A 14111-nucleotide genomic window follows, 5' to 3' on the forward strand; every position below is an offset into this window, starting at 1 on the left:
CACATCTGCGGCATTAATATTGGAAAGCCGTTAAAAGGGCCCGAAGCAGCAGCCGTCGCTCTTGACAACAGCCTCCCTTAACCAACAATCAATCATGATGACCAATCATCCACTTTCAACAGGCCGTACGGCGGCAACGTCGACAATCCATGCCGTAGGCCAAAGATATCTCCGTAGCGCATCCTGCCCGGAGCGGGCCGACATATCCTGCGGATTGCATAGCCATATTCTATCCGCACATGACGGTACCCGCATGAGACATGCTCCATACAGAGGGGAGAGTAAAAATATTGTATTAAGGTAAAAACGATTGTAAACAGGTAAACATGGCCGGGGAGAACGATCTCCCGGTTCTCCCCCCGGCCTTTTTTTTGAGAATGTCTCCAACCAGTATGTCAAACCCCACCTGACAATACATCACCCCGCAATGACAACCATCGAAAAACCGGACAACATGCTGCAACGGATAAGCCAGGGCGACGAGCGCGCTTTCGATCTGTTTATGGCCCAATGGACATCGACGCTGTATCACTACGCGATGACCATGCTCAGATCGAAGGAGAGCGTCGAGGAGGTGGTCAGCGATGTGTTTCTCCAGGTATGGAAGTCGCGGGAAAAGCTGGTTGAAATCGAGTACATGGGGCAGTGGCTGCGCACAATCACTTACTGCAAGGTAGTGACCAAGCTACGCTCCGAATCGGGAAAGCCGACGTTTGTATCGCTCGACGACATAGATACATTCGTGATTCCGCCGGTCGAGGCTCCCGACGAAAGCATACTCAGCCACGAGCAGCAGGAAGCTGTAAACAAGGCTCTGGAGACATTGCCGCCAAAGTGCAAACATGTATTCTTTCTGGCTAAAATCGAAAGAATGCCCTACAAACAGATAGCAACGATGCTCAACATATCACTGTCGACGGTCAACTACCATGTCGGATACGCCATGGAGTACCTTCGCAACCGACTAATCAACAGAAACGACAATGAACAGCAAGGATGACAACAATACACGCCGATTGTCGGCCCGTAAGTGGGACGAACTGCTCGACCGGTACTTCTCGAGCGTGATTCTCCCCAAGGTCGACACCGAAAGGGTGATGACGCTGACGCGCCTGAAGATACTTCATGAGCGCATGTCGCGCTCACGGCGTATGTGGCGCATCATATCGCTGTGCTCCGTGGCTGCATGCCTCGCTGTCGTGGTCGCCATGACCATGGTATACAGGCATGACACCGGCGCCGCCACCTCATCGGCCCTACTCGCCGGGGGCGCCTCGGCCGACGGCGCAACCACCAACGGGTACAACGAAATATCCGTGCCGGCCGGACAGCGCATGACACTGATGCTTGCCGACGGGACCAGACTGACGGCCAACTCACGCTCACAGGTGAAATATCCGTCGCGGTTTGACGGCGACACACGCCACATATGGGCCTCCGGCGAGGTATACCTCGAAGTTGCCAAGGATGCCGACCGCCCGTTTGTAATGTCGGGCGACGGATTTGAAGTGACAGTACTCGGCACCACCTTCTGCATCAGCAGCTACCACCCCGGGCAAGCGAGCATAGTGCTTGTAGATGGCAGCGTGGCCGTGACCACCGACACCGACGAGTGCATACGCATGCGCCCCAATCAGAAAGTGGATATATCAGAAGGCACCATAGAGGGAATATCGTATGTCGACACATCATTCTACACATGCTGGACCAAGGGCGCCATAATGCTCAAGGACCAGACACTCGGCCAGGTGGCCGAGCGGCTAAGCATGTACTATGACGTGGATATCGAGACCGATCCCGCCCTTTACAACCGCCGGCTGTACGGCTACCTCGACCTCAAGGAGGATATCGGGGAGGTGCTGTCGGTACTCTGCTCCACCATATCGATGGATGCCGACACGACGAGCGACAACAGCCGCCACTACCGCCTTATTCCCAGATAGCCACTCTCCCTCCCTGCTACAGACAACTTTAACCATAATAATAATTAACCAATCAAACTAATCATGAGACATAACTTCCAAAGAGCAATGTGCACAGGCATGCTGTGGCTCTGCGGGGCGATGGTAGCTCCCACGCTTGCCGTGGCAGCCGACGCATCCGCCACACAGGCTCAGGCAGGTACATCCTCTGTGAAGCAGAACAACAAGTCAGTAAGCGACGTGCTCAAGTATATCGAGAAGCACAGCGACTACATGTTTGTGTATGCCGAAGGCGCCAACCGCCAGCTTGACAAGCGTATCAGCATCGACCTTTCAGGCAAGAACGTCGACGCCATTCTGGCCGATATGTGTGCCAAGGCAAAACTTGATTATCGCATTTTCGGACGCCAGGTGACACTCTTCCCCAAGGGAAAGATGCCAAAAAACCTGGAGGCCACCACCATGGTCAGAGGTACGGTAGTAGATAACTCGGGCGAACCGCTCGTAGGTGCTGCCGTAGTGGTAAAGGGCGCCGGCGAAGGCACAATGACCGACCTTGACGGAAATTTCATGCTCCCTGCAAGCAAAGGCCAGCAGCTGGAGATATCTTATGTAGGATTCGCCACCAAGGATGTGACCGTAGGCGACGGACCTATGGAAATCAAGATGTCGGAGAGCACCAACAATCTCGACGAAGTGGTGGTAGTAGGCTACGGCACCATGAAGAAGAAGGACCTCACCGGCGGCCTCACGGTAGTCGGAGAGGAGACTCTCAAAATGTCGGGCTCTGCCAACCTTATGGACCGTCTCGTAGGCCAGGTGGCCGGCTTCTCAATCACCTCGAGCGAGGCAAAACCGGGCAGCGACCAGGGCCTTCTCATCCGCGGTACCAACTCTCTGTCGGGCGGCAACTCACCTCTCGTCATACTTGACGGCATACCCTATGAAGGCTCACTCGGCGATATCGACCCCAATCTTGTAGAGTCGCTTACCGTACTTAAGGACGCCTCATCGGTGGCCATCTACGGTTCGCGTGGCTCCAACGGTGTAATCCTCATACAGACCAAAAAAGGCTCGAAGAGCAATGCGAAAGTAGTCTACAAAGGCACGTTCGCAGTGGCATCGGAGATGCAGCGCATCGAGACCATGGGCCCCAACGAATACATCCAGTTCAAGCAGGATATGGGACGCCTTGGTACCAAGAAACTCACAGGCATAGACCTCGATCCGCTCTATGGTCAGGTAATCAGCGCCAGCGAACGTATCAACTACGCCCAGGGAATCACCCGCGACTGGCAGGACGACGTGTTCCGCACCTCCTTCCAGCACGACCATCAGCTCTCCATTTCGGGCGGCACCGACGCCACCTCCTACATGGCCGCAGTATCATACCTCGACCAGCCCGGCGTAGTAGTCAACTCCAACTACGAGCGTATCAACGTATACACCTCAATCCAGCAGGTGCTCAACAAGTGGCTCACCATCGGACTCACCGGCCAGTTTGTCAACCGCGAGACCGGCGGCATAACTCCCAACCTCGAGCACGCCATCAAGCAGGCTCCTTACGGTATATTCATGGCCGACGACGGCAACTACTACGACGAGCCGATGGACTACTCCAACCTCCCCCACCCCATGCGCAACGTAAGGGCCGACAACAAGAACACCAGCCGCAACGTGCTCTACAACGGATTCATCGAAATCGCGCCTGTAAAGGGTCTGACACTCAAATCGCAGTATGGCTACAACTACCGCGATAACTATACCGGCACATACTATGGCCGCAACACTGCCGAAGGTCAGAAAGCCGAAGGCAAAGGCTCGGTAAGCACCTCGCGCACCGTCGACTGGACCTGGGAAAACATCGTCAAGTATGACAACACATTCGGCAAACACCACATCGACCTCACTGCCCTCTACTCCATGCAGGAGAAAAATAACAAAGGAACATCGGGCAGCGCCGAAAGTTTCATCAACGACGACATGAGTTTCTACTCTCTCGGCAACGGCGAGAAGAACATCAAGACCGGCTCAAGTTTCTGGAAAGAAACAATGATGTCGATGATGGGACGTATCAACTACATGTTCGACAACAAGTATATGGTTACCCTCACCGGTCGTCGCGACGGTGCATCGGTATTCGGACGCAACAACAAATATGCATTCTTCCCCTCGGCCGCCCTTGCATGGCATATCGGCAACGAATCGTTCCTGCGCGACAATGCCCACTGGCTCGACATGCTAAAGCTCCGCGTATCATACGGTGCCAATGGTAACAACGCTATATCGCGCTACACCACTCTCGACCGTCTCTATACCGACGCCGGTATAAAATACATCTGGGGTGACGGCTCTTCGGCTGTCAACGCCACCTTCCTACCTACCTCCGACGGCGTGGGCAACCCCAACCTTAAGTGGGAGACCACCTATACCGCCAACATCGGTATCGACTACTCATTCTTCAACGGCCGCATCAACGGTAGCATCGACGTATACCACTCTCGCACCAAGGACCTTCTGATGAAGCGCACCGTGCCCATCATGAACGGCTACAAAAACATCATGGACAACATCGGCAAGACCGAAAACCGTGGTATCGAGGCAACCCTCAACACCATCAACATCCAGAACCGTGATTTCCAGTGGCGTACAAGCGTCAGCTTCTTCCTCAACCGCGACAAGATTGTAGAGCTGCGCGGCGATGGCAAGGACGACATCAACAACAAATGGTTTATCGGCAAGCCCCTTTCGGTATTCTACGACTTCAATGTAATCGGCATATGGCAGGAGGGTGACGAATTCACCTACACCGACGCCGCAGGCAACACAGTGACCCGCCAGAAAGGCGCACAGCCCGGCGACGCCAAGCTCGAGGATGTCAACGGCGACGGCGTAATCACCGACGACGACAAGAAGGTAATCGGCAGCAAGCGTCCGTCATTCACTCTGTCGATGTCCAACCAGTTTAACTACAAGCAGTTCTACGCATCATTCATGCTCTACGGTTCATTCGGCCGCTGGATGTCGGACAACATTCCCGATATCGCACAGTATACTTTCGGTACAGCCAACTATATCCACGGCGTGAAGTACTGGACTCCCGAGCATCCCGAAAACACCGACGCTCCATCGCCCGGCTATGTGAAGACCTTCAGCCACGGCTACTACAAGAAGCAGAACTACGTGCAAATCAAAAACATCACCATCGGCTACTCGTTCCTCAAGGAAGATGTGAAGAAATTCGGTCTTTCGGGCCTCGACATCAACGTTGGCGTAGACAACCTCCATGTCTTCTCCAACATGCGCCAGCTGCTGAACTACGACAACACCTGGTTTGCCTCCTACCCGATGCAGCGCGCATGGCGCCTCGGACTTACCGTAACATTCTAAACCGAATACCATCATGAACAATATACTTAAATATACATCAGTCATAGCCCTTGCAATGGCTGCTACAAGCTGCTCAGACTTCCTTGACGAAGAGCTCAAGAGCCAGCTCTCTCCCGACAACACCTATACCAGCACGCTCGGTTTTGAGGCAGGCAGTGCAGGTCTCTACTCACTTGCCCGCTCGGAGTACAACACCTGGGGCGAAAAGGGTGCCTTCATGCACAACGGTGCATGCGCATATGCCGTGCAGCAGATTGCTACCGACATCGTGTTCCAGAGCGGCGCCAAGGACGGTTCGCTGACCCACTACGCCAACCTTACGATGACTCCCTCGACTCTGTTTATAGAGTCGTACTGGAACTGGTCGTACTCGATTATCAATGCGGCTAATGAAATTCTCATCTACGCCAATAAAAATACCAACTGGTCGTATCCGACCGACAAGGCCCATTATCAGGCCGAGGCCCGATTCTTCCGCGCTTATGGCTACCGCTCGCTCCAGTATCTCTACGGCGATGCTCCATGGGTAGAGACTATCCAGCAGCCTTTCGTGCTCAACTTCACCCGTACTCCGAGAGCAGAGCTTCTGTCGCATATGGTCGACGACCTCAAATTTGCCGCTGAAAATCTGCCTTCAAATCCCGACGCCGTAAAGCCCGGCAAACTCACAAAGTGGGCAGCACTCCATCTGCTCGCCGAGGTATACCTCTGCCAGAAGGATTACGAGAATGCCCGCAAGGCAGCCCAGCAGGTAATCGACAGCGGCTACTTCTCGCTGATGAAAGAGCGATTCGGTGCCGAAAAGGCTAAAGCCGGCGACTATTTCCACGACCTCTTTGTAGAAAACAACCAGAACCGCACCAGCGGCAACCTGGAGAGTATCTGGGTAATGCAGTTTGAGTACAAGACCATCGGCGGCGGCACTCCCTCCGACGACTGGACCCGCCGCGAATGGCTGCCACAGTACCACCAGCTCGGCTCATTCTTCAAAATCTGCTCTGAATACGGAGGCCGCGGCCTGGCACAGATTGCCCCGTTCAAGTGGTGGATCGGCACTAAGAACACAAACGCCACTCCCGAGGCCGGCAATGTGCCCGACGGCATATTCGAGGATACCGACATCCGCAACTCTGAGTACAACTTCAAGCGCGAATGGATTGCCAACCAAGAGTCAACAAAGGGTCAGCGAGTACATATCACCGACAAGTACTGGCAGGACGGCTGGCTGTTCCCCGCGCCTACCAAGTTCTTCTTCGCTCACGACGATGACCTGACCCACACCGGCAGCTACCGCGACCGCATGAAGTTCCGCCTGTCGGAAACCTATCTGCTGCTTGCCGAAGCCTACCTCGGCCTCAACGACGCAGATAATGCCGCCAAGGCCGTCAATGTAGTGCGCAACCGCGCCAAGGCATCGTCGGTAAGCGCCGCACAGATGGATATGGACTTCCTGCTCGACGAGCGCATCCGCGAGCTCGTAGGCGAGGAGAGCCGCCGCTTCACTCTGGTGCGCACAGGCAAGTATGTAGACCGTGTGCGCAAGTACAACGAAGTGCTGCGCAACACCGTCGATGAACATCATGCTCTGTGGCCCGTGCCCAAGACCATCATCGACGCCAACCGCGACATCGAGTTCCCGCAGAACCCCGGCTATTAATCCACGCGAAAAACCAAAACAACCAACACAATAACGGATAAAACATGAAACCGATATATTATATCAAAGCGGCCGTAATGGGCGCAGCCGTGCTCGCGGCAGCCTCGTGTACCTACGACCCGTATGACACGGACATCGACCCCACAGTGGAAACGATGACCCTCAAATGCGAGAATCCGATGGTAGAGATTGACGAGAACAATCTTAACGCACCGGCACTCACATTCACCTGGACCGGCGCCCGCCATCTGCCCGAGGAGTATGTGCTTACCTACAAGGCCGAACTCGACGTGCTCGGCAACAGCTTCGGCTCAAAGACAGTAATCACCTCGGGCGTAGGCTTCGACTACACCTACGACGACGCTACCGGCCTATACTCGGCCACATTCACCAACGAGCAGCTCAACAACTGGTACAAGGACCGCTGGGCTCTCCCCGCCAACAAGAACTTCACACTGGAATTCCGTGTGATGGCCCAATGGAACGGCGGCTCTGAATTTGAGGCACCCGAGGTGCGCAAGGTCAGCGCAGAGATAAAGCCCATACAGGTAATAATATTTGACTGCGACAGGATGATGCTCGGAGGCAATGCCATAGCCGAAAGCACAGATATCAACAAGACTCTCGAAAACGAGAATATCTACGCCTGGAAGGGTGCCCTCACCGCCGGCGAGCTCCAGATACCTATCGAATTTGACGGCGTGACCTACTATCTGCGCAACACCGACGGCTCGACCGACATCACCGACGGCACCGCCATGGCCGTGGAGATGACCGAGACCAAGAGCGCATGGAATATCCCCGCAGCCGGCGAATACCGCATCGTCATCAACATGACCGAAAAGACCGCCACCATCTACTCGGAAGCCACCGACCTCAAGCCGCTCGTAGTGACATTCCACCCAAGCGGCGCCGAGGCCAATCCTGAAGTAAGCATCGAGGTGAGCGACCTCTATGCATATGGAGGCGGCACAGGCTGGGGCGTGAAGACCCTCAACCTCGTGCAGTCGCTCGCCGACCCGCAGGTGTTTATCTTCGACGGCGCCAACAATGAGCTCAAGACTCTGGGCGGACAGATGAAATTCTGTATCTCCAAGAGCTTTACCGACTCCAACGGCGGCACCTGGAATCAGAACAACTCGTTCTGCTACACCTGCCCGCTGACCGCAGAAGGTAAGCGCCAGAACATCAATGCCGAACTCAACAAGGTGTTTGACCTCAACGGCGCAGCCGACGGCGAGACCCGCAACTCCTACATGGGAGTACCTGCCGGCAGCAACTTTATCGTGTTTGACCTGCGTCACAACACATTCCTTGCATCAAAAAGATAACAAAACTGTATACCGGCCGGATCAGTCATGACCGACATAATCCGGCCGGTCATCACACAAATTTCTTATGCAAATCAACAGAATGATATCAGCCACAATAGTAGGGGCGGCTCTGACGCTCTGCTCATGCGGAGGCGGAGATGACGCCCAGGGCGCCGACAACTCCGGTCAGGGTGGAGGAAGCATAGCCGGCAACACCGAGCTGTCGTTTACAGCCAACACGACCGACCTGCTGCGCAACCCTATGAACGGATGGGTGATGTATGTATCTGGCTCGGCCGACCCCTCATATTTCGACCGACAGATCTACCTGTCGGAGCTCGGCAAGAATGTCTATGTACGCGACTATGCGTCGGCCTGCTACATCCGCACCGGATGGAAATCGCTCAATCCCGCCGACGGAAAGTATGCCTGGGAGGACCCCTCGACCCCAATCTACAAGCTCGTGGCCCGCGCCGAAGAGCTCGGACTGCCGATTGCCTTCCGTGTGGTAGTCGACGGACGTGACCAGCGGGAGAACACTCCTCAGTTTGTGTTTGACGCAGGCGCGGAGTACTGGCTCGAAAACGACCGTTATCCCGACCGCAAGACTCCGCTGGCAATGGATCCGATATGGCGCCAGTACTATGAGAAATTCGTGCGCGCGTTTGCCCAGCGCTTCAACAACGCAGAGACCACGGCATTTATCGACGCCTATGGCCTGGGCAAGTGGGGCGAGGGCCACAACGTGTGCTACGAACAGGACAATGCCATCACCGACAAGACCGTTGAGTACAAGGCCAATACAATGGAGTGGATCACACGCCTGTATGCCGACAACTTTACCGAGGTGCCTCTGGTAATCAACTACCACCGTCAGCTCGGCCATCCCGTGAGCTCGGGCAAGAACGCACAGCCCGACAGCGAGGCTCTGCTGGCTATAGCTATACGCAACGGATACTGCCTGCGCTCCGACGCCATTGGCATGAACAACGCCGAGTGGGGCTACAACTCATGGGAGAAGGCATTTGCCCGCACCTGGAACTACAAGCTCCCCATACTGATGGAAGGCGGATGGATTGTAGGTCAGCACAGCTACTGGAACGATGACAAGAAGTACCGTAAAGACCATCCGGAGGATGTGCGCCAGGGCGAATTTGACGACTCGAAGGAGGCACGTGTCAACATGATGGACTTCCGCGTAGGCGACGAGACCGAATCATGGTTCAAGACCAGCTTCAACCTGGTGAAGCGCTTCATCGCCGAGGGTGGCTACCGCCTGTATCCCGACAAGGTGTCGCTTCCGTCGGCTATCAAAGGTGGCCAGACAGCTACTATCGGACACCGCTGGCGCAATATCGGCTGGGGCTATCTGCCCAACAATCTGCAACAGTGGAACTACAAGTACAAGGTGGCTTTCGCTCTGCTCGACAGCAACGGCGAGCCGGTACAAGTATTCGTAGACAAAGAGTGCGAGCCATCCCAATGGCAGGAGGGCAATCCGTATGACTACCGCCTCAATGTATCTCCCTCGGTAAGCGCCGGCGAATACACCTGGGGTGTGGCCATCGTCAATACCAAAAACGACAACAAGCCGGGCATAAAACTGGCTCTGTCGAGCAAACCCGCACAGTCGGGCTGGATCGCTCTGTCGAAAGTAAGAGTAGACTAACATACACTAACAGGCAATCTATCCATATAACCTTGATGAATCTGCGTCCGGACTTTTTCGGGCGCAGATTTTTTTGTGAGACTAACTACTTGCTCAGGTCTGATTCATGACCATATCAACAGCGACGGATTGACACAAAACAAGCAGTAAAAACCACTAAATATCATTAACAAAGGTGAATTAACCAAATAAACCATAACGAAAACGGGATAATTTTACGGCATTTCATACCAAAAAGCAGCTTAACTGCGTGAGCAACAAAGTTTTTGCCAAAAAGTTCACCTAACCTATTGATTTTAGGATTATTTGGATTTTGAATTCATTACAATCGCCAAAAAGGCCGTAACTTTGCATCAGCTTGTTGAAAGTGACCAGGGAATTCGGATAACACAGCTGTATAATGAAAGATTCCACACTCTTCATTCTCATATCTGCCTGACGGCTGCCGTTCCGCAGTTTCCACCTATACTTCTAATTGTTGACAGTTGGCAACATTTTGTTAGACTACAGAGAATATATACTTGAATTTTGGTTATGAGGGAGTGCGCATCTGTGAAGATGTGCACTTTCATTTTTTATAAATACATCTATTGGCATGCCGGCATAATATCGCCGGAGAGAGCCAATCAGGCAGGTATAAAAAAAAATTACTCGTCGTCACGACGAATAATCTTCTTAACCTTAAATCTAATACCATGAAAAACACGTTGCAAAGGTAATGGATTTTATGTTATACAACATAGTTTTTGGTCATAAAAATGCATTCTATTAACCTAATTTAACAATTTACACCCTATTTTAAGCCATATTAGACCAAAATATAGCCTTACAGCCCGATTCAACATACCGATGGCAGTATGATAATATGCGATAAAATTCGTATTTTTGTAATTAATTCTATATACCGTGTGCCAATCATACGTATTTACCATAACAACCCAATAACCGAATCATGAAAAAGGACTCTGCCATTTTAGGCGCACTTCTCCTCGCGGGGATACCGCTTGCCGGCTTCGCTGCGGAACCTTGGGAAGACCCCGAGGTCAACGAAGTGAACCGTGCGCCTATGCACACCTCTTACTTTGCCTTTGAGTCGGCAAATAAAGCCGACGCGGGAAAAGAGGCATCCAAAAACTTTATGTCGCTTGATGGAAAGTGGCACTTCAAGTGGGTACGCGACCGTGACCAGCGCCCGACTGACTTCTGGAAAAAGGGGTACGATGTAAGCGGCTGGGAACTTATCGATGTGCCCGGCAACTGGGAGATGCTCGGCTACGGCGACCCGATGTATCTCAATATCGGCTACCCCTGGCGCGGCAATTTCGACAACAATCCCCCTCTTGTGCCCGACAAGAACAATCATATAGGCTCTTACCGCCGCACGATAAAGGTGCCTGCCGACTGGAAAGGCAAGGATGTGATAGCCCACTTCGGCTCGGCCACCTCCAACATACGCCTTTGGGTAAACGGCCGCTTCGTAGGCTACGGCGAGGACTCCAAGCTCGAGAATGAATTTGACGTGACCCGCTATCTTATACCCGGCCAGGAGAATGACATCGCCTTGCAGATTGACCGCTGGTGTGACGGAACCTACTTCGAGGACCAGGATTTCTTCAGATTCTCGGGTCTGGCGCGTGAGAACTATCTGTATGCCCGCAACAAAAACCGCGTAGAGGACCTGCGCGTGCAGGGCGACCTGACCAACGGCTACACCGACGGACGCCTTACCGTAACAGCAAAAGTGAAAGGCTCGGGCGAACTCTCACTCGACCTCATCGATGCCGCGGGCAAGACTGTGGCCTCCGACGTAATCAAAAATGCGAAAGGAAATGTAGTAAAGACATTCGACATACCCGCTCCGCTTAAATGGACCGCCGAGACTCCCAATCTGTACACACTGCGCGCTACCTTCACCAAGGGTAAGGAGACCGAAGTGATACCGGTGAATGTAGGATTCCGCAGCGTAGAGATAAAGAACGGACAGCTGCTCGTCAACGGCCAGCCAGTGCTGATAAAGGGTGCCGACCGCCACGAGCTCGACCCCGACGGAGGATATGTGATGAGCAAGGAGCGCATGCTTCAGGACATCAAGCTGATGAAGGAGCTTAACTTCAACGCCGTGCGCACATGCCACTATCCCGACGACCCATACTGGTATGACCTCTGCGACCGCTATGGCCTGTATATCACAGCCGAGGCAAATATCGAGAGCCACGGCATGGGCTACGACGAACTGACCCTGGCAAAAGTGCCGGCATGGAAGAAAGCCACAATCGAGCGCAACGACCGCCATGTGGCCCGCAACTTCAACCATCCGAGTATCATCGTATGGTCGCTCGGCAACGAGGCCGGCTACGGACCCAACTTCGACGCCGCATATGAGTATGTGAAGGCTATGGACCCGTCGCGTCCGGTACAGTATGAGCGTGCCGAAAAGGATGGCAAGAGCGACATCTACTGCCCGATGTACAGCGGCTACAAGGGTGTTGAGAAGTTTGCCAATGACCAGGCCGACATGCGCCCGATGATACAGTGTGAATATGCCCACGCCATGGGCAACTCCGAGGGCGGATTCAAGGAGTACTGGGATCTCTTCCGCAAATATCCAAAACTGCAGGGCGGATACATCTGGGACTTCGTAGACCAGTCGATACGCTGGAAAGGGAAGAACGGACAGGAGATATTCGCCTACGGAGGCGACTGGAACGACTACGACCCGTCGGACTGGAACTTCTGCGACAATGGTGTTGTATCGCCCGACCGTGTGCCCAATCCTCATGCATGGGAGATAAAACGCGTGCAGCAGCCTATCCTCTCTACCCTCTCGGCCCCCCACAAGGTGAGCGTATACAACGAGAATTTCTTCCGTCCGCTCGACAACGAGCGCATGACATGGACCCTGCTCCACGACGGCAAACCTGTGCGTAGCGGCAGCATCGACCGCCTGAATGTGGCTCCGCAGGCTACCGCACAGCTCGACATACCCTACGGCGACATCAGCGACAAGGGAGAGTGGCTGCTCAACCTTACCTACCTTACCCGCGAGGAGCAGAATCTTGTGCCGGCCGGCCATATCGTAGCCGAGGAGCAGATTGTGCTTCGTCCGTACGACGGCACCAACTGCAAGGTATGCCCGCAGTGCGCCCTCAGCACTCCCGCCATCACCGTGACAGACGCCGACGGTAAACTGGCATTCACAAGCACGGCGCTCAACCTCGTTTTCGACAAGACCACCGGCTTCATCACACGCTACGATGTCGACGGCACCGAGATGCTTGTCGATGGGGCATCAATCAAGCCCAACTTCTGGCGCGCTCCGACCGACAACGACCTTGGCGCAAGCATGCAGAAGAAATTCCGCGCATGGCTCGCTCCGGAGATGAAACTTACCTCGCTCACCGAAGAGGAGAACGCCGGACGCCGGATTGTAACCGCCATGTATGATATGCCCTCGGTACACGCCACAATGACCATCACCTACACGCTCAACGGCAATGGCGAGCTCAACGTGCGCCAGGCCATGAAGATGCTTCCCGATGCGAAGGAGGCCAAGGTGTCCGACATGTTCCGCTACGGAATGGTGATGGACATGCCCAAGAGCTTCGAGAATGTAGAGTTCTACGGTCGCGGCCCTGAGGAAAACTACATTGACCGCCACACCTCGGCCGACCTCGGCATATATGACATCACCGTGACCGACATGCCTTACAGGTATATCCGTCCGCAGGAGACCGGCACACGCAGCGACCTGCGCTGGTATGTGGTGACCAACTCGGCCGGCAACGGTCTGAAGGTGACTGCCGCCGAACCCTTCTCGGCATCGGCCCTCCACTACACAATCGCCACTCTTGACGAAGGTGAGGAGAAGCGCAATGCCCACTGGGGCGACATCAAGGAGGACAATGTGACACAGCTGTGTGTCGACCTCCGTCAGATGGGCCTCGGATGTGTGGATTCGTGGGGAGCATGGCCTATGGACAAATACCTCATCCATCCTGCCGACTATACATTCGACTATACATTGACCCCGGTACACGGATATATCGGCAACCGCTGATAAAGTGTATCCCCGGACATACACAGCCGATAACAACCGCAAGGGCGCCGATACTCAATGGTCGGCGCCCTTGCTGCATCATGCATGCAATGTCACAAGAGGG

General features: G+C 54.1%; 7 protein-coding genes. All 7 read left to right on the forward strand.

The genetic code is table 11. From position 1 onward, the window contains the following. Positions 1-427 precede the first annotated feature (427 nt). The 7 genes from K2I50_RS01700 (at position 428) to K2I50_RS01730 (ending at position 14008) form a co-directional block, all read left to right on the forward strand. Complete coding sequence (locus tag K2I50_RS01700; protein WP_301024522.1) at positions 428-1000, forward strand: RNA polymerase sigma factor; 573 nt, start codon at positions 428-430, stop codon at positions 998-1000. Further along, positions 984-1943, forward strand: a complete 960-nt coding sequence (locus tag K2I50_RS01705) for a FecR family protein (RefSeq protein ID WP_301024523.1) — start codon at positions 984-986, stop codon at positions 1941-1943. The genes K2I50_RS01700 and K2I50_RS01705 overlap by 17 nt, the downstream gene beginning before the upstream one ends. 63 nt (positions 1944-2006) lie before the next feature. Then, positions 2007-5312, forward strand: a complete 3306-nt coding sequence (locus K2I50_RS01710) for a SusC/RagA family TonB-linked outer membrane protein (protein ID WP_301024524.1) — start codon at positions 2007-2009, stop codon at positions 5310-5312. 13 nt (positions 5313-5325) lie between these two features. Further along, positions 5326-6969 (forward strand): RagB/SusD family nutrient uptake outer membrane protein, encoded by a 1644-nt coding sequence (locus K2I50_RS01715; RefSeq protein WP_301024525.1) that lies wholly within the window; start codon positions 5326-5328, stop codon positions 6967-6969. A 44-nt stretch (positions 6970-7013) separates the two neighbouring features. Continuing rightward, the gene (locus K2I50_RS01720; RefSeq protein ID WP_301024526.1) at positions 7014-8300 is read left to right on the forward strand and encodes a SusE domain-containing protein; all 1287 of its coding nucleotides are present in this window, start codon (positions 7014-7016) and stop codon (positions 8298-8300) included. Positions 8301-8367: 67 nt separating this feature from the next. Then, entirely contained in the window at positions 8368-9951 is a 1584-nt protein-coding gene (locus K2I50_RS01725) for a DUF4832 domain-containing protein (protein WP_301024527.1), read from the forward strand. Positions 9952-10903: 952 nt separating this feature from the next. Continuing rightward, positions 10904-14008, forward strand: a complete 3105-nt coding sequence (locus K2I50_RS01730; protein ID WP_301024528.1) for a glycoside hydrolase family 2 TIM barrel-domain containing protein — start codon at positions 10904-10906, stop codon at positions 14006-14008. Positions 14009-14111: the final 103 nt, after the last annotated feature.

This window comes from Muribaculum sp. (assembly GCF_029051885.1).
GTDB lineage: Bacteria > Bacteroidota > Bacteroidia > Bacteroidales > Muribaculaceae > Muribaculum.